Source organism: Fischerella major NIES-592 (genome assembly GCF_001904645.1).
Taxonomy (GTDB): domain Bacteria; phylum Cyanobacteriota; class Cyanobacteriia; order Cyanobacteriales; family Nostocaceae; genus Fischerella; species Fischerella thermalis.
Map to the genome: position 1 here is coordinate 203,751 of NZ_MRCA01000008.1, position 20,058 is coordinate 223,808.

The 20,058-nt window shown below is 41.2% G+C and carries 16 protein-coding genes; 11 read left to right on the forward strand and 5 right to left on the reverse strand.

Features of this window, described 5'->3' with window-relative positions:
* Window positions 1-336: 336 nt before the first annotated feature.
* Both NIES592_RS16035 and NIES592_RS16040 read left to right on the forward strand, forming a co-directional pair.
* Entirely contained in the window at window positions 337-1,275 is a 939-nt protein-coding gene (locus tag NIES592_RS16035) for a LysR family transcriptional regulator (RefSeq protein WP_073556270.1), read from the forward strand.
* A 155-nt stretch (window positions 1,276-1,430) separates the two neighbouring features.
* Entirely contained in the window at window positions 1,431-2,525 is a 1,095-nt protein-coding gene (locus NIES592_RS16040; RefSeq protein ID WP_073556271.1) for an anthranilate phosphoribosyltransferase family protein, read from the forward strand.
* 94 nt (window positions 2,526-2,619) lie between these two features.
* Here the strand turns inward: NIES592_RS16040 and NIES592_RS16045 are convergent, their stop codons facing one another.
* The 3 genes from NIES592_RS16045 to NIES592_RS16055 form a co-directional block, all read right to left on the reverse strand.
* A complete protein-coding gene (locus NIES592_RS16045; RefSeq protein WP_062247092.1) occupies window positions 2,620-3,519 on the reverse strand; it encodes an MBL fold metallo-hydrolase in 900 nt (299 codons plus the stop codon).
* 11 nt (window positions 3,520-3,530) lie between these two features.
* Window positions 3,531-3,914: an aspartate 1-decarboxylase gene (panD, locus tag NIES592_RS16050; RefSeq protein WP_073556272.1), complete on the reverse strand. Its 384-nt coding sequence runs from the start codon at window positions 3,912-3,914 to the stop codon at window positions 3,531-3,533.
* A 118-nt stretch (window positions 3,915-4,032) separates the two neighbouring features.
* A complete protein-coding gene (locus NIES592_RS16055; RefSeq protein ID WP_009455110.1) occupies window positions 4,033-4,545 on the reverse strand; it encodes an inorganic diphosphatase in 513 nt (170 codons plus the stop codon).
* A 1,281-nt stretch (window positions 4,546-5,826) separates the two neighbouring features.
* Here NIES592_RS16055 and NIES592_RS16060 point away from each other — a divergent pair.
* The 4 genes from NIES592_RS16060 to NIES592_RS16075 all read left to right on the forward strand — a co-directional run bounded on the left by NIES592_RS16060 (window position 5,827) and on the right by NIES592_RS16075 (window position 9,978).
* Window positions 5,827-6,345, forward strand: a complete 519-nt coding sequence (locus NIES592_RS16060; protein ID WP_073556273.1) for a universal stress protein — start codon at window positions 5,827-5,829, stop codon at window positions 6,343-6,345.
* A 976-nt stretch (window positions 6,346-7,321) separates the two neighbouring features.
* Entirely contained in the window at window positions 7,322-8,011 is a 690-nt protein-coding gene (locus NIES592_RS16065) for a LabA-like NYN domain-containing protein (RefSeq protein ID WP_073556274.1), read from the forward strand.
* 115 nt (window positions 8,012-8,126) lie between these two features.
* On the forward strand, window positions 8,127-8,837 hold the full coding sequence (locus NIES592_RS16070) for a response regulator transcription factor (RefSeq protein WP_009455104.1): 711 nt from the start codon (window positions 8,127-8,129) through the stop codon (window positions 8,835-8,837).
* A 7-nt stretch (window positions 8,838-8,844) separates the two neighbouring features.
* Window positions 8,845-9,978 (forward strand): sensor histidine kinase, encoded by a 1,134-nt coding sequence (locus tag NIES592_RS16075; RefSeq protein ID WP_073556275.1) that lies wholly within the window; start codon window positions 8,845-8,847, stop codon window positions 9,976-9,978.
* 291 nt (window positions 9,979-10,269) lie between these two features.
* Here NIES592_RS16075 and pdxR read toward each other — a convergent pair whose 3' ends face one another.
* Window positions 10,270-11,733 (reverse strand): MocR-like pyridoxine biosynthesis transcription factor PdxR, encoded by a 1,464-nt coding sequence (pdxR, locus tag NIES592_RS16080; protein WP_073556276.1) that lies wholly within the window; start codon window positions 11,731-11,733, stop codon window positions 10,270-10,272.
* 224 nt (window positions 11,734-11,957) lie between these two features.
* On the opposite strand from pdxR, the gene NIES592_RS16085 reads away from it, so the two are divergent.
* The 3 genes from NIES592_RS16085 (at window position 11,958) to NIES592_RS16095 (ending at window position 14,587) form a co-directional block, all read left to right on the forward strand.
* Window positions 11,958-12,635, forward strand: coding sequence for a pyridoxamine 5'-phosphate oxidase family protein (locus tag NIES592_RS16085; protein ID WP_073556277.1), 678 nt, complete (start codon window positions 11,958-11,960; stop codon window positions 12,633-12,635).
* A gap of 122 nt (window positions 12,636-12,757) precedes the next feature.
* The gene (locus NIES592_RS16090) at window positions 12,758-13,786 is read left to right on the forward strand and encodes a zinc-dependent alcohol dehydrogenase (RefSeq protein ID WP_073556278.1); all 1,029 of its coding nucleotides are present in this window, start codon (window positions 12,758-12,760) and stop codon (window positions 13,784-13,786) included.
* Window positions 13,787-13,975: 189 nt separating this feature from the next.
* Complete coding sequence (locus NIES592_RS16095; protein ID WP_062250583.1) at window positions 13,976-14,587, forward strand: hypothetical protein; 612 nt, start codon at window positions 13,976-13,978, stop codon at window positions 14,585-14,587.
* 66 nt (window positions 14,588-14,653) lie between these two features.
* Here the strand turns inward: NIES592_RS16095 and NIES592_RS16100 are convergent, their stop codons facing one another.
* Complete coding sequence (locus tag NIES592_RS16100) at window positions 14,654-15,001, reverse strand: hypothetical protein (RefSeq protein WP_009455095.1); 348 nt, start codon at window positions 14,999-15,001, stop codon at window positions 14,654-14,656.
* A 339-nt stretch (window positions 15,002-15,340) separates the two neighbouring features.
* Between NIES592_RS16100 and NIES592_RS16105 the strand changes: the two genes are divergently transcribed.
* Window positions 15,341-19,441: a response regulator gene (locus NIES592_RS16105; RefSeq protein WP_073556279.1), complete on the forward strand. Its 4,101-nt coding sequence runs from the start codon at window positions 15,341-15,343 to the stop codon at window positions 19,439-19,441.
* A gap of 112 nt (window positions 19,442-19,553) precedes the next feature.
* A complete protein-coding gene (locus NIES592_RS16110) occupies window positions 19,554-19,934 on the forward strand; it encodes a response regulator (RefSeq protein ID WP_073556280.1) in 381 nt (126 codons plus the stop codon).
* Window positions 19,935-20,058: the final 124 nt, after the last annotated feature.

The following is a 20,058-nucleotide window of genomic DNA, read 5'->3' on the forward strand; positions in this document are numbered from 1 at the left end:
GAGTGTGGGGAGACAAGGGGGACGACTTGGGGGAACTCACCGGTCCCCTCTGGGGATTAGGGGCGAAGGGGGACGACTTGGGAGAAGATTAACCACTAACCAATGTACCAGACGTGCCATGGCATGTCTCTACAACAATCAACAACCAACAAACAACTACTAACCACTAACTACTAACCACTAACCACTTACTACCAACTATTCACGTAAATAAGTAAACACAAAAATTGTTGTTTTGATTGCTAAAAGTCATTAGATGTAACAAACTCTACTAAAATGTTGCTACAAATACGTTAAGTTAGTTAAGGCCATAAATGTAATACAGGCTACACCAACATGCGACTAGAGCAGTTGCAAGCCTTCCTGGCGATCGCGGACACCGGTAGCTTTCAAGGGGCAGCAAGAAAATGTAGTGTTACCCAATCGACTATCAGTCGCCAAATCCAGGCACTGGAAGCAGATTTGGGGTTGGAGTTATTTCACAGAACTGGTCAAGCAAAGCTAACACTAGCTGGTGAACGCCTGTTACCCCGCGCCCGCAAAATTTGCCAAGAGTGGCAAACAGCCACCCAAGAGATAACGGATTTAGTAGCAGGAAAGCAACCTGAATTGTGTGTAGCTGTGATTCACTCACTGTGTGCTTACTACTTGCCACCAGTATTGCAACAATTTTGTCACGATTATCCTGAGGTGCAACTGCGGGTAACATCCTTGGGTAGCGATCGGGCTTTAAAAGTCCTGAAAGATGGGCTAGTAGATATGGCAATTGTCATGAATAATCGCTTTTTAACTGCCGGGAAAGAAATGGTGGTAGAAGTTTTATATGATGAACCGATAGAAGTTCTTGTCGGGGCCAATCACCCTTTAGCCCAGTATGAACGCATTCCTTGGTCAGAATTAGTTCGTTATCCGCAAGTTGTATTCAAAGATGGTTATGGAATGCAACGTCTAGTCCAAGATCGGTTTGAACGCCTGCAAGCTAAACTCCAGGCAGTTTTAGAAGTCAACACTTTGGATGCTTTCCGGGGAGTAGTGCGTCAGGGAGAATTAGTAGCTTTACTACCCAATTCAGCATTGGTAGAAGCACGTAAAGACGTAACCCTTGCGGTTCGTCCCCTAGCTAATAATAGTTCTGCTGACAACTCTAATTTGACTCGCCGAGTTGTGATGGTGACAACTCAAGACCGTTTGCAAATTCCTCCTATTAAGCATTTTTGGCAGTTAGTGAGGGAAAATGTACCACCACAAGTTATTTTAGAGCGATCGGCTTGTTAATTGATAGTAGTTAGTAGGGGCGAAGCAATTGTAAGAAAATATTTAGTTTTGAATTCAAGATATTCATACAAATGCTTCGCCCGTACAGTAGTTAGTTGTTGACTTTATAACCACTAACCACTACCCACTATCCACTAACCACTAACTTTTGACCTATGAACAATACATTTCGGGACTTACTGAAAAAGGTAGGCAGTGGTAATCATACGGGAGAAAACTTGACTCGTGAGGAAGCTGCTACAGCAACTAGGATGATGCTGCTGGGTGAAGCGACACCAGCCCAAATCGGGGCTTTTTTAATTGCCCACCGCATTAAACGTCCTACGGGAGAAGAACTAGCAGGGATGCTAGATGCTTATGATCAACTAGGGCCAAAACTAGCATCTATATCTTCTGTGCGACCAGTGATGGTTTTGGGTATACCCTATGATGGCAGAACCCGCACAGCACCAATTAGCCCAATCACAGCTTTATTGTTAGCTACTGCTGGACAACCAGTGGTGATGCATGGGGGCGATCGCTTACCAACCAAATATGGTTTACCTTTGGTAGAAATTTGGCAGGGTTTGGGGGTAGATTGGACTGGGTTAACTTTGGAAAAAACTCAGCAGGTGCTTGAGCAAACGGGAATTGGCTTTGTCTACGCTCCTCAGCATTTTCCTTTAACCCGAAGTATTTGGGAGTACCGTGACCAGTTAGGTAAGCGCCCACCTTTTGCCACAATGGAATTAATTTGGTGCCCTTATGCTGGCAATGCTCATATTGTGGCGGGGTTTGTCCATCCTCCCACAGAAGCTATGTTTCAAGACGCTTTAGCCAGGCGGGGAGTAACTAATTTTACAACTGTAAAAGGATTAGAAGGTAGTTGTGATTTACCACGCGATCGCACTGCTATTATTGGCTTGCTAACACCTGCAACTAGCAATGAAATAGCAAGATTACATTTGGTTCCCCGTGACTACGGCTTTACTAGCAAAAATGTACCCCTGGGTACTACGGTCGAACTAGTATCAGATATGCAAGCTGTACTCAAAGGTATACCTTCTGAACTGATGGAAACAGCTTTATGGAACGGTGGGTTTTACTTGTGGCGTTCTGGTATTTGTTCAGATATGCTAGCAGGTATCGCAAAAGCCGAAGAATTACTGAGAACTGGTGCAGTAGCAGCCAAACTTCAAGAAGTTACTCAAAGCATTTGTAACTTGAACCCCACAGTCTATAATTCAAGGCTACTAACCATTGACTCTTGAGTGTTAAGTGATAATTCCGAGCAGGGTAAAACCTTCAAGATTTATCTGTAGAACCAATCCAAAGTCCAAAATCTAAAATCCTATTAACGGATGACTATTGACCAACAACTAAAATTAACCCTTCACGCGCAATTAAGGCTTCTGGAAAAATAGATGCAATTTCTATTTGCACCTGATCAAGCCAATCGTCGCTATCGTCTGGGTGATGGTGAGAAAATACTATTTGCTTGATGTTAGCTGTAATAGCTAAATCTACAGCAGTTTGCCAGTGTGAATAATGAGAGTCAGTTTTGTGGAATGTGAAAGGAGCGCTGATATTAGTAATTAGCAAATCAACATCTTTTACTAAATGTGTGATGCTTTCTTGCTCAGCTGCATCAATTTCCTTTTGTAAATCAGTGACATAGGCAACACTATAATTCTGCCAACTGATTTTATAACCCATTGACTTTTGGGTTTTATTAATTAGTGCTGTTGTAATCGTGACATCATCTAGCTTTACTACCTTACCTGGGTTTAAGTTGTGAAACTGCAATTCCGATTGCATCACCTGTAAAGGATAAGGAAAGTGGGGTAACAGCATCTGATCATATAGACATTGCTTTATTGAAGCTCCATTTGAGGCTGCTGTTCCATAGATATGAAAACAATTTTCCGGAACAAATGCTGGGGCAAAGAATGGGAATCCTTGGATACGATTTGATTGGGAATTAGTAAAAAATAAATGAGCTTCTATTGGTTGCTGTTGTTTTAGCCAACTTTTACCTAGTACACGTAAACCAGTACCTCCATCAAAAATGAGGTGTTTGTTGGCTAATTGCATCTCTACACAGGCGGTATTACCACCATAACGACTGGTATTGCTGTCTGGGGTGGGAATTAAGCCCCGTACACCCCAAAATTGCACTACGAATTTTTGCTCATGGTTAGGAACTTGAGTAGCTTGCTTTTGGTTTACGTAGCTCTGGGGGGACGACAGCTCAAAATTTGACATGTTTTTTGCGATTAGGTCTTACTGAGCAGGTCATCATAGTAGCGAATTTCCAAAATACGATTTTTTTCGTCCACAATGACAACAGTCGGAGAGTAAGTTTTTAACTCTTCTGTAGTAAACTGCCCGTAAGACATTATAATCAAGCGATCGCCTGTAATGCCTAGACGTGCTGCTGCACCATTGAGCTCAATCGCTCCAGAATTTGCCGGAGCTGGGATCGCATAAGTAGTAAAGCGCTGGCCATTAGTAATGTTCACTACTTGTACCTGCTCATAAGGTAAGATACCAGCTTTTTCCATCAAGATGCGATCAATACTGACACTACCTATATAGTTGAGATTCGCTGCTGTCAGAGTACAGTTGTGAATTTTTGCGAGAAGAAGGGTGCGATGCATTACCTGTGAGGATTGGAGGAAGTAGGACAAGGGAAGGGAGAGGGGGAAGACAAGGAAGAGGGGAAGACAAGGGAGAAATATTGCTTCCTTGTCTTCCTTCCTCCTTCCCCGATCACCTTTACTTTTTACCAGCTTGAATGCATTTTTCAACTAGGGGCATAACTTGATCAACATCATGCCAACCAAGAATTTCTGTCACTTTTTTTTCAAGATTTTTATAAGTACGGAAAAACTCTGCTATTTCTTCTAACCGATGTGGGGCTATGTCTTTAATCGATTTGACGTTGGCATAGCGAGGATCTTTGTCAGGCACACAAAGGATTTTTTCATCGCGATCGCCTCCGTCGATCATTTCTAACATACCAATGGGTCGTGCAGCAATTATACACCCTGGGAAGGTAGGTTCGTCCATAATCACCATACCATCAAGTGGGTCTCCATCATCAGCTAAAGTGTTGGGAACAAAGCCATAATCATATGGATACTGCACTGATGAGTAAAGCACCCTATCTAAAGCAAAAGCTTGTAGCTCTTTATCGTACTCGTATTTATTTTTACTTCCACCCGTAATTTCAATCAGAACGTTAATTAGACCTGGCTTAGGCTGGGGGGGAATAAGGGATAAGTCCACAACAAAACTCCTGAGTTAATAGTCAAACATGGGCGGAGCCTTGGTTGGCTCCCCGTGTAGAATTTTAGGGCCAAGAGGGACATATCCCAATAGGGAAAAAGGATCAAACTTTCAAAGATCAGGGAGAACTCTGAAGAAACAGAGATGCGCCGGTGTAAGAGTGTAGGGGAGGAAAAAGTTTTTAATTCCTGAGTAGCCGGTGGTGTGTCGCCAGAGCGCCTGCTCTTAATTGGGAAGGGGGAATAAGATTTATTCTCTTCTCTGTTCCCAATGAAGCTGTTCTCTACCCAAAAGGGCTTTTTTATGGAGCAACAGTAGAAGGAGTTAAATTTTTCACTAATAGCTTAGATGATGATCTGTGCTTTTCCCAGTTCAGCACAGGCATTTTTTGCCAGCAATGACGACAAAACCAATATATTTCAGAGCCGCGTATATGTAATAAAAGGGGACCGGAACAACAAGGACAGTAATTCATAATTCTTTTGAAACTTTTTAAATTAAATGTGTTTATTGCAAATCAAAACAAATTATTGATTAAGTAAATTGGTGTGAATAAATACGACTTGGCGATTTGACTGTTACTAGTGAAATTTTGTGCAGAAGAAATTAAATTCGGCAAAAGTTGGGGAATAATCCTAAAGGTAGCTTGTGGACAAATTGCTCTCCTGTTAGTTTTAGTTTATTTGTCGGTTATTAAACAAAGTAATTATTTACATTTGTTCATGAAAATTAACTTTGTTTACACCAATTTGACTTGATTGATTTCCAAACAGAAAATTGTTTATCTATTTACAATGATCACCTAATGTAAGGATTTAGTGATATTTTTTTAAGATATTTCTAAATTATGTAATTTTTCTCAAGCTTACCGCAAGTGTTTATTTTTTTAATGTAAACATAAATAAATTTTTGTATTCCACTATCTAATTGCAACCTCAATTTACATCATTCTTCATAAAAACGTCATATTCATTTTCTATAATTACAAATATGAGAATAAAAATTGCATATTTTATCTCAATAAGTGTAAATAAAGTTTAAGCAATTAGACAGAATTAACTACACAGATTATTTCTAAGAGTGCCTATTGCCTGTGTCCACGAATGAACTTAATTTTGTCAAACTACTTACTATAACGTGGAATTAAGTTCTAAATGATATTTTGCACCAGTTGTAATCAGCCGTGAAATAAATTTCCGGCTTAAAGCTAAAACCTCTTAGGAACGGGTTCAAATTTATAGCTCAGGTTTATACGCGCCTTTTGACTAAGGAATAATTAGTATGTTTTATAAAATTTTGGTTGGCATAGATAATTCTGAAATTGGACAATGCGTTTTTGATGAAGCTGTTGCTTTAGCACAAAAACTAAACGCTAGTCTGATGTTACTTCACGTTCTTGATCCTTTTGATGAGCGTTACCCCAGTTCTATAGCTTTACACACAGACAGTCTCTATCCCAGTTTTCGTCCGGAGGCTGTAAATTACTACATGAGCCGCTGGGAAACACTCAAACAAGAAGGTATAGAATTTTTAAAGATTTTTTATGATCAAGCGATCGCCAAAGGTGTAACAACTGAATATACCCAAAATTTTGGTGAACCAGGTAGAGTGATTTGTGAAGTAGCTCAAAATTGGAAAGCTGACTTAATTATGATTGGTCGGCGAGGTCGTCGGGGTATCAGTGAGTTTTTCCTTGGTAGTGTAAGCAATTATGTTCTGCATCACGCTCCCTGCTCTGTTTTGACCGTACAAGGATTAATTCATGTAATTGAACCAAATAAGCTAACTACCAAAACTTAAGTAGATTGGTAATTGGTAATGGGTAATGGTAATGGGTAGTTGTTATTTTGCCTCATAATCCATTACCTGTGTGCCATTGCTCTTGATAGATATTTATAACATTTCAAGATATTTAGCATTAGAATAATTTATTTTTACTTTTATAACAATGTTGATTAAATTACAACATAGCAGTAATAAATAGAGTATTGTATAAGTTTCAAAAATAATCGTTTCGATATTTAAATTTTAGCTTTTTTGTGAGCCATAACTTACTAAGCTACTGTAATAATTTGGTTGATAGTAAGCTTTTTATTGCTTATTTTTAGCATTTAGGTGCTAAAGACCAATTCAAAAACTGATGTATTTTTTAATAAATTTTTTAATAAGGAGATAAAGAAATTCAATAGACTGCTTAAAGGAACTAATCAATATCAGGTAGTCAATATCAGGTAGAAATTCTTGTTGCAATTGAAACTCGTAACAGGTCTCTACTCAAATGGAAACAACAGGTACGAGATTTCATATTGGTAGGCGGAATTTATTCCCAGCTATTCGGAGAAGTTATTGGGACTGGTGCAAGATGAGAAGTTAAAACAGGAATTTTTGTAAATACATATCCTATTTTCAATAAATTTCAGATAACTTTGATTTATCAGTAGCTTTTTAAATTGATATTGTCCAGACGATGTGGGGATATAGCAATATATTAGTATTCATTTGTTGCATACTTAACTAAAACGATTGACATTAATTTCTTTTAATGTCAGCCATTTATTTTGATAAGCCAGATGATGCCATGAAGCGAAGAGTAATAGCCTAGTTAAAATAGGATTATGTGCTGATGACTCACTTAATTCTCTCCCAAAGAGTATGCTGCCTGTAAGGAGTCCACATATGAATAGATATGCTTTGCTGTCACAGTCACAAATCAGTAAAGTGTTTGTGTTGACAAATTTTAGGAAAAACTTTCCAGATTTAAAATCAAGAGGTATCAATGAATTTTACTACTTTTAGCAAACAGACAAACTCATATAAATTACTTAAACAAAGACCGCAATGGCAGGGAGAGAATGTAATGGACACCAGTATTGAAACTGAAGATCTAATTATGCCAGATTCTTCAGCAGATACAGTCATTTCCAGTCACTCAAATCGCGGTCGTGTGGCTATTTTTATTGATGGTTCAAGTCTATTTTATACAGCTTTACAACTTGGAATTGAGATAGACTATGCCAAACTACTTTGTTGCTTAACTGAGAATGCAAAACTATTGCGTGCATTCTTCTACACCGGTGTGGATCGCAATAATGACAAACAGCAGGGTTTTCTGTTGTGGATGCGTCGTAATGGTTATCGGGTAGTTACCAAAGAATTAGTCCAGTTTCCCGATGGTTCTAAAAAAGCCAATCTAGATGTAGAAATGGCTGTAGATATGATCAATTTAGTTCCCTACTACGATACTGCGGTTTTAGTGAGTGGGGATGGAGATTTAGCCTATGCTGTGAACGCGATCGCTTACAAAGGAGTACGAGTAGAAATTGTGAGCGTCCGATCAATGACCAGTGATAGTCTAATCGATGTTGCTGACTGCTTTATTGACTTAGATACAATCAAACAACACATTCAAAAAGACTCTAATTCTGGTTACAACTACCGTCCTCTATCAAACACCAGCCTACAATAAAAATTTCCTGATCAATTCATCCTCATCTATACTGGTATCTTGCCAGAGCAGTAGATATTTTCTGGAGTAAACTGCTCTTAATTTACTCTGTGCATTTTACTCGCCTCTTACTCAAATGGATATTTTAATCGTTGAGGATGAACCGGAAATTGCTCAGTTGATCCAACATTCTCTAGAAAAAGAAGGATTTGTTTGTCGCATCTGTCGCGATGGGAACACCGCTTTGCGGATGTTTCAAGAGCAACCACCAGACTTAATTATTCTGGATTTAATGATTCCTGGCTTAGATGGGCTAGAAGTTTGTGCCAGAATTCGCCAAAAACCAGGGGTAAAAGATCCTTATATATTGATGCTCACAGCCAAAGGCGAGGAAATAGACCGTGTGATTGGCTTATCTACTGGTGCTGATGATTATATGGTGAAACCCTTTAGCCCCAGAGAGCTAGTTGCCAGAGTGCGCGCTCTTTTGCGGCGTAGTCTGCGGGGTGGGGGTCAACATCAAATTTATCGTACGCAACATTTTACAGTAGATGTAGAACAGCGTACTATCAGTCGTCAGATAGATTCTCAGCCACCAGAAATTCTAGAGTTAACAGCTCTAGAATTTAATTTGTTAAGTACTTTTATCAGCAGTCCTGGTCGAGTTTGGAACCGCAGCCAGCTAATTGACAAGCTTTGGGGTGATAACTTTTATGGTGATGAACGGGTGGTAGATACTCACATAGCGCGGTTGCGGAAAAAAATAGAGCCAGATCCTGCTAATCCCACTTTTGTTAAAACTGTTGTAGGCATAGGCTACAAATTTGAAGACTCTCATGTAGTGTGAAGTTTAAATGATTAACAAGGGTCGGCGATCAACAAAGTCCTTACCTTTGGCAACTCGCTTATTTTTCTCCCACTTGGTAGTGATGATTGTGGGGGTACTTACCCTTGTAATCATCAGCAAACTTTCTTCTCCACGTTTTTTTGTCCTGCACTTACAGCAACTAGAAAAACGAGGTTACAGATTATTTAATGTCCGTACAGAATTAGTTGACGGATTTGAAGGTGCGTGGAGACGCAGTACTATCTGGTCAGTGATAGTCGGTGGTACAGCAGCAGGAGGATTAAGCTTCTGGGTTTCTAGGCGGATTATGCAAGGTTTGACCGAGATGGAAAAAGTTACCCAGGAGTTCGCCACAGGTAGACTAAATGCTCGCCTACCGATGTCCGACATTCCAGAACTTAACAGACTGGGGACAAGTTTTAATCGTATGGCAGCCAGCTTAGAAGGGGTAGAAACGCGGCGGCGGGAATTAATAGGAGATATGACTCATGAATTGCGGACACCCCTGACAGTGGTACGCGGTTATTTGGAGGAACTAGCTGATGGGAGTATAGAACCTTCCCCAGAAATTTATCTACGGTTAGTTAGAGAAACTAAGCGCTTAGAACGTTTAGTCAATGATTTGCAAGAACTTTCCAAGGCAGAAGCTGGTTATTTGCCAATTAATATCCAGCCTGTAAATATACGTCCTTTATTAGAGTCATTAGTAACTAAGTTTGCCGATCAATTACTTGAAGATGGCCCGGTTCTGCAACTAGAATCTCCACCCCAGCTACCTTTCGTCTTAGCAGATATTGATCGGACAGAACAGGTGTTGGTAAATTTAATTGGCAATGCAGTACGCTACACAAATCAAGGCAAAATTACTATCAAGGCTTGGGTTGATGGCTCAAAACTCTGGATAGCAGTCATTGATACAGGTATGGGAATAGCACCAGGAGATTTACCCCATATATTTGAACGTTTCTGGCGAGCTGACAAATCTCGCGATCGCCATTCTGGTGGTACTGGTATCGGTTTAACCATCTCCCGCCGCTTGGTAGAGCTACAAGGCGGCTATATGGAAGTAGAAAGTGAACTAGGACAAGGTAGCACTTTTCGTTTTTGTCTGCCTTTATCTTCAAATTCAGCCCAGAGTTGAGAGGAGTGGGAGATGGGGTGATGGGGTGATGAAGAAAGCGAGTGAATAGCACAATGACCAATAATTAAGATGGCTTCTTCAGTGTTTAGTTGCGTGCTGCATTATCAGAAATTCAATACAAGAAATTGACATAGCACAGTCATAGCTAGTTCATATCAGACTGATAGTTATAAATTATTATGTCTATGATTTTTATGGCTGCATTTTTAGTGAGTTTACTAACTTTATCTGGTTGGGCTGCGATCGCCTACTTATTTCCCAACAATGATTCTCACGATTAAATGGGATTAACTATGCAACAAGAACTTTAGCCAATCTGCAAATTCCCTCTCGGATTTGTTGCTGTGTCAGTTCCGAGTAACCAAAAATAAATTCGCCTGTCACATTCCCTCTGAGATATTGGGGTTGAGCAGATATCATTCCCACACCCAAGGATGCAGCACCCTCAATAATCTCCTCATCCGTGAGTTGCGTGTGTAGTTTCACCATTAAATGCAGCCCAGCCTTCTCGCCTAAAATTGTTACTCGTTCCCCAAAGCGATCGCTTAAGGCTTCTACTAAAACTTGGCGACACTGATCATAGTGCTTACGCATTTTTCTAATATGTCTTTCTAAATGCCCTTCTTCAATAAAATTAGTCAAAACACACTGCTCTAACAATGGTAAGTGTCTATCGCTCAACCACTTAGCACGAGCAAATATTGGCACAAAACTCTTGGGTAAGACTAAGTAACCAATTCGCAGTGAAGGAAACAGTACCTTAGAGAAAGTACCCATGTACAGCACACAATCGCTTTTATCCAAGCCTTGTAGGGCTGGTATTGGTCTATCACCATAGCGATATTCACTGTCATAATCATCCTCAATAATCATAGCCCCATGAGAATGCGCCCAAGCTAGTAACTCTAGTCGCCGAGACAGAGATAGTATTGCTCCTGTGGGAAACTGATGAGAAGGAGTCACGTAAACAAGCTTAATGTGTTCATCCCTATAGTTGTCTAACTCCCTCACTATCAAACCTGACTCATCCACAGCTACTGGTAGAAGCTTTGCACCTTGGGTTAAAAAGATACGGCGTGCGCTAAGATAACCAGGATCTTCTAAAGCAACAGCATCACCAGGATCAATTAACAAGCGCATCACCAAATATAATGCTTGTTGAGTGCCATTAGTAATCAAAACTTGCTCAGGTTCGCATTGCACGGCACGGGAGTGGGACAGGTAACGAGCGATCGCTTGCCGTAGCGGTTGATATCCCAAGGCGTCTGTCGCATAATCTAACCAATGACAATGGGAGCGACAGTGACGAGACAGTAATTTCCGCCACAGTTGCATGGGAAATAATTCCAAAGCAGGTCGTCCATAACGGAAGTTAATAGGGGCATCAGTTTCTGTAGTTATAGATACATCATTTTCAATCAAACTGACGGCATACTTAGATAGCGATCCTTGCCCAAAAGTCTGCTTGTAGCAAGACTCAATCGGGGTGGAATTTAGCAGATCGTCGGGGAGTTGATCGCAGATATATGTGCCAGAACCAACAATAGTTTTGATATAGCCTTCGCTGAGCAGTTGCTCATAGCAAGTAGTCACCGTAGTACGAGAAATACCCAAGGACTTGGAGAGCTTTCGCGTGGATGGAATACGTTGATTAGGTAGCAGGCGTCCGTTGAGTATTGCTTTACGTATTTCCTCGTATAATTGCTGATGTAATGGCACATCTATATGACTGTCGAGTGCGATCGCTAAATCCATACTCTAGTTTTGTGTGATATTTAATACTAATTTTGCATAATTAGCCTGGTTTCAAAGTTCTGGAATAGTCTATGAATCTAGGCTTTTAATCCAAAATCCAAAATCTAAAATCCAAAATTGGTATAATATAAGTAGACTGATAATACAACACAAAAGTGGCTCTTGTAGTAGACCACTTGAACAATTAAGCTGACAGTATACGCTATAGAAACAAGCTTTTGATCATGAGTAATAGTAGTGAAAATGTGTTGCCTGTGACGCAACGCACTAAAATCAAGCGCGTCCCCCAACGTGGACAGTACGAACGTCAAGTTATCTATGACATTTTAGATGAAGGTTTGGTGTGCCATGTCGGGTTTGCTGTAGATGGTCAACCATTTGTGATTCCTACAGCTTATGGCAGGGTGGGAGACAGACTTTATATTCATGGTTCTCCTGCAAGTAGGATGTTGCGATCGCTCCAAAATGCCATCGAAGTCTGCGTTACCGTAACGCTACTTGATGGATTAGTGCTGGCACGGTCTGCTTTTCACCACTCGATGAACTATAGGTCAGTAGTGATATTTGGTACAGCAACAACTGTAGAAAGTTCTGAAGAAAAGCTAGCAGCGCTGCACACTTTTACTGAACATGTGATGTCGGGACGATGGGCAGAGGTGCGCCCACCTAGTCTTCAAGAACTGCAAGGAACTTTAGTATTATCTCTGCTACTCGATGAAGCATCAGCAAAGGTACGGACAGGTCCGCCACTCGATGATGAGGCAGATTACAGTTTGTCTGTATGGGCTGGTGTGTTGCCATTGCAACAGAAAGCTGGAGTAGCAATTCCAGATCCTCATTTGCACTCGGGTATTAGTCTACCTGACTATGTGCAGAACTATACTCGTACGCATTCAAAGTAAGAGCAATGACTAATCATTCTGAGCAGGGAACAGTTTAATAGCCCATGAAGAATGACAAAGGACAAATGACGTGACCCTGATTTTGATAAAATCAGTTGGAGCTTATTAGTGGGTTATAAGCTGTGCTAGCAGCCTTACTTTACGGTAAAGAAAATTTACGCTTGGAAACAGTTGCTGACCCTACTCCCAAAAAAGGAGAGGTAGTGATCCAAGTGGGAGCGGCGACAACTTGTGGTACAGATTTAAAAGTGTGGCGTCGCGGCGGTCATGCCAAGATGCTGAAACCTCCTACTCTCTTTGGTCATGAAGCTGCTGGGCAAATCGTTGCCATTGGTGAAGGTGTCACAGGTTGGCAAATAGGCGATCGCGTGGTTGCTAATAATTCGGCTCCATGCATGAATTGTTTTTTTTGTCAACGTCAAGAGTATTCTCTGTGTCCAAATTTGACGTGGAATAACGGTACTTTTGCAGAATATCTCAGAATTCCTGCGCCGATTGTAGAGCATAATTTATTGCCAATACCAGAAGATTTACCTTATGAATTGGCAGCGATGACAGAACCTCTAGCTTGTGTCCTACATGGGGCAGCTCGTTCCAACGTCAAGCCTGGAGATCGGGTGGTAGTTTTGGGAGATGGGGCGATCGGGCTGATGTTTGTAGCTAAGTTGACTCATGATTTAGGGGCGGAAGTACTGTTATTCGGTGGTAATGACGACAGGCTAAAAATTGGTCAAAAACTTGGTGCAGCCCAGACGTTTAATTATCGACAGTTACCAGATATACCTACCTTAGTCAAAGAATTTACAGATGGTTGGGGTGCAGATGTAGTCATTGAAGCAACGGGTTTACCCAGTGTTTGGGAAACAGCGATCGCCTGCGCCCGTCCTGGTGCAACTGTGAATTTATTCGGCGGTTGTCCACGAGACACGACAATTACCGTCAACACAGAACAACTCCACTACAGCGAACTTACCCTCAAAGGAGTATTTCATAATACCCCTGAGTTTGTCAGGGCAGCGTTATCATTAATTGCTAGTCGCAGAATTCCTTTTGAGTTGTTAATTAGCGAACAGCGTCCTTTGCAAGATTTGGAAGCTGTGTTTTGTGATATGCGATCGCGCAAAGTGATTAAAGTCGCGATGATTCCGTAGGATTACTTATAAATAAATCAAGACAGCAGGGGAAAAATAAAATCACTCAAAGGCGGCGGTTCATCCGACTCCTTCAAAGGGCGGGATGAACCATGATCCACCGCCTTTGGTAATGGGCTAATTACCTATTACCACTCCTTCAAGGTGTGGGATGAGTTTAGTCCTTTTAATAAAGGTTGGTATAAAGAAATGCTAAAAAATTCCCTACTGAAAGTTTTGATACTGCCTTTTTCTCTCGTCCCCTATCTCTGTGGGGGAACATTTTTTGCTGACCAAGCCAAGGCTTTGCCAGGACAAACGACAGAAGAAGTAGGTGCTTGGATTCAAGCACACCCTACCCTGCGTCCCAATATTAACGAGAAATTTTTTATACAGAAAAGCGATACAGCAGCCCAGCGATTCACTTTTCAAGCATCGGTATTTGCTCCTGGAAAAGTGGAGTTTATCAAAGACCGTAGTCGCATTCGGAGTGAGAGACTGAGCATGTATGATGCCATTAATGGCATGAGTTTTGAGCGCCTGGAAGAATCATTGCGAGTGTTATATGGCTTGGATATTTACCAAGACTTTAGACGCGCTCAGGTAATCTACGAATATCCTAGTCAAAGTACCGTTAACTCGGCTCGTTTTGCCAAAACTCCCATCCGAGAAGCTTTGCGGGGAGAATTACGTGTAGGCGATCGCTACGCATACTGGGTAGAAATTGCCCAACCAAAGAACGGTAAGGCTTTTACTGGTCAAATTACTGTTTTACTCAAATCTGATTTGAATAAACTAGAAGCGCAGTTGAAAAGTAGATAGTAGTTAGTAGTTAGTAGTTAGTTGTTGATTTTTGACCACTAACCACTAACCCCTAACCCCTAACCATTAATGTAAATTTTGCCATTTACCAGAAAAGATACTTTCAGTGGCGATCGCTATTCTCAATAAATCTTCTTTCAGCAGAGGGGGCCAGTCAACCCCTGCTTTGCGTCCTGCTGCAAACAGCATTTGAGTTTTGATGGTGAGTTGATATAAAGCGTAGGCGAGTTCTCGTTCAATAGTAGTGGCTTCTTTGAGACCTTCAAACACTACTTTCAACGCCAGTAAAGTTGAGGTGATCTGACCGGGAACTGGTGGTTTCCCCTGCTGCAAGCGGCTGAGTAGCGCATCGGGGTTTTCTTCAGAGGCGATTGTTTGATCTATGAGAAATTTGCAAGCAGTTTCGTAGTTCATACCATTGCTGAGTCACCGCGTCAGTTTTAACTAGGGCTATTTAAACATTTTTTACTTCTAACAACACATATAGCTGTCACTAGACAGGGTGAAATCGTTCAAATTTTGCATCTATTTGTCTGCAGACACTAAATTTGTGGCGATCGCTGTGCATTCCAATAGGAGTACGTTATGGAATTTGTATTTAAACTTATAAACTAAATTAGACTTTTGTAAAGCGCGATTAACTCTTTTTGATATATTTTTTAAGATCACATTGATGCTTATTTTTTTGACTTAGATTTTAACTATTTGCATCCATAAGCTTTTGTTTTCATTAATATAATTAAATTCTTTACAATGAAGATATTAATTGTCGAGGATGATGAGCTTGTTGCCCATGTACTTGCTGCTGTCCTTACGAATTACAATTATGCTGTGGAAGAAGCCTTTAATGGTCAAGCAGCTTGGGATTTAATACAAACTTTTGATTATGATCTAATTCTCTTAGACGTGATCTTGCCGGAGATAGACGGTATTACACTGTGTCGGCAAATTAGAGCGCATGGCTTGCAAATGCCAATTCTGTTGTTGACGGGTTGCGATAGCAGTCATGAAAAGGCAATTGGTTTAGATGCTGGCGCAGATGACTACCTCGTCAAACCCTTTGATGAAGAAGAATTAGTGGCTCGGATCAGAGCGTTGTTACGTCGCGGAGGAGCAATATCGCAACCAGTTTTAGAATGGGGTAATTTACGGCTTGATCCTACTAGTTGTGAAGTTACTTATGCTGGGGAATTGCTGCCATTAACTCCCAAGGAATATGCCTTGCTAGAGCTATTTTTGCGAAATAGTCGCCGAGTTTTTAGCTGTGGCATGATTTTAGAGCATCTCTGGTCTTATGACGATATACCAGGAGAAGAGGCTGTTCGTACCCATATCAAAGGATTACGGCACAAATTAAAAGCCGTGGGTGCGCCTGGGGATCTAATTGAAACAGTCTATGGTATAGGTTATCGGTTGAAACCACGTAGGGAAGAGGTGGGGCTAGGAGGACAAGAGGACACGGGGAATACAGATGAAAAATTCTCCGCGTCGTCTATTACAGTCCCGTCTTCTCAACAGACACTTGCAGCTGTGACTGGAGTGTGGAATAAATATAAAGCTAGGGTAGAAGAACAAGTAGGATTGCTCGAGCAAGCTGCTGAGGATGCCAAGCGTAAAAGATTGAATCAAAAGCTCAGAAAACAGGCTCTTCAAGAAGCACATACCCTTGCTGGCTCATTGGGTACTTTTAGTTTTGCTGTTGGTTCCCAACTAGCACATAGAATTGAGCAGTTGCTAAAAGCTAATAAAACTCTGAGTGAAGATGATACTACTCAGCTGCTGAGTTGGGTACAGCAATTACGTCAGGAAATTGCAGGTAATAAGCAAGATGCAGAATTTACACTCCATTGTGAAGATGATCATCCTTTGTTGTTGGTGGTAGATTGCGATCGCACTTTCACAGAACAAATTCAACAGGAAGCTGCTAACAAAAATTTACAGGTGGCGATCGCTACTGATACTGCAACTGCCAGAACTATACTGTATCAAAACCATCCTAGTATTGTTCTGCTAGACCCAGATGTTTCTTCAGATCATGAAGACAGTTTTAGCCTGCTAGCAGAATTACACCAACGCAAACCCCCCGTACCAGTAATAGTTTTAACTAAAGACAGTGACTTTAGCAATCGTTTACAAGTTGTTCGCAATGGTGGACACACCTTTTTACCCAAGCCAATGTCTGCTAACCAAGTGTTAGAAGCAGTCAATCAAGTGTTGCAAGAGTCTCCCCATGCAGAAGCCCACATACTTGCTGTAGACGATGATCCAAAAATAGGAGCTTTATTACAAAAATTACTACTGCCTTGGGGAATCAAAGTTACATATTTGCAAAATACCCTGCATTTTTGGGAAACTCTGGAAGCAGTCACACCAGATTTACTGATTCTTGATATCGAAATGCCAGGGATAAATGGTATAGAACTTTGCCAAGTAGTACGCAATGATCCCCAATGGAGTGAATTACCAATCTTATTTCTCACTGTTCATAACGATGCTGGTATTGTTAATCAGGTTTTTGCAGTCGGTGCAGATGACTTTGTGAGCAAACCCATCGTCGGGCCAGAACTCGTGACTAGGATTGTCAATCGTCTAGAACGGGTTAGCTTACGACGGATGCGAGAAATTTACCAAGGAGGAAACACACAAGCAGAGACGCAACTCAACACCCGCCTGCGTCAACAAGCGACGATAGAACAAGAATTGCGCCAAGCTAAAGAAGAATTAGAACTACGAGTAGCAGAACGTACAGCCGAGCTAACTAGAATTAATCAACAACTCCAGTCTGAACTCAACGAACGCCAACGCACACAAGAAGAACTGCGGAACTCCCAAGCGATGTTTGCTGGTATAGTATCGATCGCAGATGATGCAATTATTTCTATTGATGGTAGTCAAAAGATTACTCTGTTTAACCAAGGAGCAGAGAAAATTTTTGGTTACACTAGTCAAGAAGTTTTGGGACAGCCCCTAGATTTATTAATTCCATCGCAATATATCCAGGCGCATCGACAGTATGTAGCAGACTTTGGTAGATCTACAAAAGTTGCCCGCAGGATGGGAGAACGTCGGGAAATTTACGGGCGGCGCAAAGATGGAACAGAGTTTCCCGCAGAGGCTTCTATTTCTAAGTTAAAACTAGGTCAAGAAATAGTGTATACGGTTTACTTGCAAGATGTAAGCGATCGCAAGCAAGTAGAACGGATGAAAGATGAATTTGTTTCTGTTGTCAGTCACGAACTCCGCACACCCCTAACTTCGATTCATGGTTCCTTGGGGATGTTAGCCAGTGGTTTAATCAAACCAGATTCAGAACAAGGGAAACGCTTGCTGCAAATTGCTGTGGATAGTACCGACCGTCTTGTCAGGCTGATCAACGACATCCTTGATATCGAGCGCATTGAATCAGGTAAAGTCAAAATGGAAAAACAAACCTGCAATGTCGCTGATTTGATCGCCCAAGCAATCAATGTCATGCAACCCCTAGCTGATAAAGCTAAGGTAACTCTCTCGGTTTCTAGCTTATCTCAACAGCTATGGGCAGATCCTGATCGGATTGTACAAACTCTAACCAACTTACTCAGTAACGCCATCAAATTTTCTACTGCTGGTTCTACAGTTTGGTTAAGCGCAGAGTTGGTGAGTGGGGAAGACTTCACCCCACCACCCCTACCCTACGGGAAGCCCTTCGGGTTCGCAGTTGCTCATGGGGGAAACCCCCAAGACCGCCCTGTCTCACCGCTTGCGCGTCTACACCCCATCACCCCATCACCCCACTTTCCTAATTGCCATATCTTATTTACAGTCCGTGACACCGGGCGCGGTATCCCGTCTGATAAATTAGAGAGTATTTTTGAGCGCTTTCAACAGGTGGATTCTTCAGATTCTCGCAATCATGAGGGTACTGGTTTGGGTTTGGCGATTTGTAGAAGTATTGTCCAGCAACATGGTGGTGAAATTTGGGTAGATAGTCAGCTGAATGAGGGTAGTACTTTTTACTTTACACTACCTATATTGCAGGATGCTCATATTAATCAATTAGAATACCGTGACAGTGATCATGTACCTTTGGTGCTTGTCTGTGATGATGATCCTGAGATTCGCAGCCAGTTACAAAATCTTCTGGAAAAACGTCACTATCGGGTAGTTACAGTCGCTAATGGTGAAGAAGCGATCGCGGTTGCGTCTTCAAGCCATCCAGATGTGATTTTACTAGATTTACTCATGCCCGGTATGAATGGCTGGGAAACAATGACAGTTCTTAAACAACGGGTTGATACTCAAGATATTCCAGTTATTATTTGCAGTGTTTGCACACCTACTGATAACAGCAAACCAAATCAAGATTTTGTTAATTGGGTTAGTAAGCCTTTAGAAGAAAGCTTGTTATTTGAGTCGTTACGACAAGCACTCACAAATTCTGCTAAACAAATCCGTGTGTTATTGGTTGAGGATGATCCCGAGTTGGCGGAAGTTTTGCAAACTCTGTTTAAACTTCATGATATTAATATTGTTCATGCCAAAACAGGTAAAGAAGCAATTCGTCTCAGTCAAAAGGTGAAGCCTGATTTGCTGATTCTGGATTTAGTTTTGCCTGAAGGTGATGGATTTACGGTTGTGGAATGGCTACAGCAACACAACCAACTTTGCAAGATTCCTCTGATGATTTATTCGGCCAAACAATTGCAAGAGTCTGAGAGAAAACGACTAAAGCTAGGACATACAGAATTTCTGGAAAAAGGACAAGTAACCCCCCAAGAATTTGAACATCGAGTGATGCAATTATTGCACAAAATTACACAATCAAATTCGGAGATAATAAGTCAGAATACTTGTACTTCTGTCTCTATGGAATAGTATGCCTTGGGTGTTTGGAAACGCAGAGGAGCGCAGAGTTAGCGCACTAGGTAGCGGAGTCTTTTTTAGGGATTATTCGCTCTGACTAATTATAGGAAACAAGAGGATAAGAATGAAAACTAAGAAAGTGTTGGTAATTGATAATGAAGAATATATTCAAGAAGTTGCGAAAGTTTGTTTAGAAACAGTGGCAGGGTGGCAAGTGTTGACAGCAGGTTCTGGGAAAGAAGGTATCAGTAAAGCTGAGAACTATCAACCAGATGCAATTCTGTTAGATGTAATGATGCCAGATATGGATGGACTGACTACTTTTGAGAGACTAAAAGAAAATCAAATCACAAAAGCGATCCCGGTAATTTTATTAACTGCAAAGATCCAAGCTTCTGACCGTCGCCGTTATGCTCAGTTGGGTATAAAAGCAGCGATCGCTAAACCGTTTAATCCTCTAGAGTTAGCCCCTCAGGTAGCGTCAGCTTTGGGTTGGAACCTGTAAAAATTACATATCATACATCGTTCCTAATTCACGCCTGATGTGAATTGAATATGGAGACGCAATATTCTTGGCGCCTGGTAAAAAACGTTTTTTTAGAAATCGACCACCGATACACACCGATAAA

Excerpts from the sequence above, each read along its gene's own strand:
- NIES592_RS16035 (WP_073556270.1), top strand. The coding sequence starts at position 337 with ATGCGACTAGAGCAGTTGCAAGCCTTCCTGGCGATCGCGGACACCGGT.
- NIES592_RS16040 (WP_073556271.1), top strand. The coding sequence starts at position 1,431 with ATGAACAATACATTTCGGGACTTACTGAAAAAGGTAGGCAGTGGTAAT.
- NIES592_RS16045 (WP_062247092.1), bottom strand. The coding sequence starts at position 3,519 with ATGTCAAATTTTGAGCTGTCGTCCCCCCAGAGCTACGTAAACCAAAAG.
- panD (WP_073556272.1), bottom strand. The coding sequence starts at position 3,914 with ATGCATCGCACCCTTCTTCTCGCAAAAATTCACAACTGTACTCTGACA.
- NIES592_RS16060 (WP_073556273.1), top strand. The coding sequence starts at position 5,827 with ATGTTTTATAAAATTTTGGTTGGCATAGATAATTCTGAAATTGGACAA.
- NIES592_RS16065 (WP_073556274.1), top strand. The coding sequence starts at position 7,322 with ATGAATTTTACTACTTTTAGCAAACAGACAAACTCATATAAATTACTT.
- NIES592_RS16070 (WP_009455104.1), top strand. The coding sequence starts at position 8,127 with ATGGATATTTTAATCGTTGAGGATGAACCGGAAATTGCTCAGTTGATC.
- NIES592_RS16075 (WP_073556275.1), top strand. The coding sequence starts at position 8,845 with ATGATTAACAAGGGTCGGCGATCAACAAAGTCCTTACCTTTGGCAACT.
- pdxR (WP_073556276.1), bottom strand. The coding sequence starts at position 11,733 with ATGGATTTAGCGATCGCACTCGACAGTCATATAGATGTGCCATTACAT.
- NIES592_RS16085 (WP_073556277.1), top strand. The coding sequence starts at position 11,958 with ATGAGTAATAGTAGTGAAAATGTGTTGCCTGTGACGCAACGCACTAAA.
- NIES592_RS16095 (WP_062250583.1), top strand. The coding sequence starts at position 13,976 with ATGCTAAAAAATTCCCTACTGAAAGTTTTGATACTGCCTTTTTCTCTC.
- NIES592_RS16100 (WP_009455095.1), bottom strand. The coding sequence starts at position 15,001 with ATGAACTACGAAACTGCTTGCAAATTTCTCATAGATCAAACAATCGCC.
- NIES592_RS16105 (WP_073556279.1), top strand. The coding sequence starts at position 15,341 with ATGAAGATATTAATTGTCGAGGATGATGAGCTTGTTGCCCATGTACTT.
- NIES592_RS16110 (WP_073556280.1), top strand. The coding sequence starts at position 19,554 with ATGAAAACTAAGAAAGTGTTGGTAATTGATAATGAAGAATATATTCAA.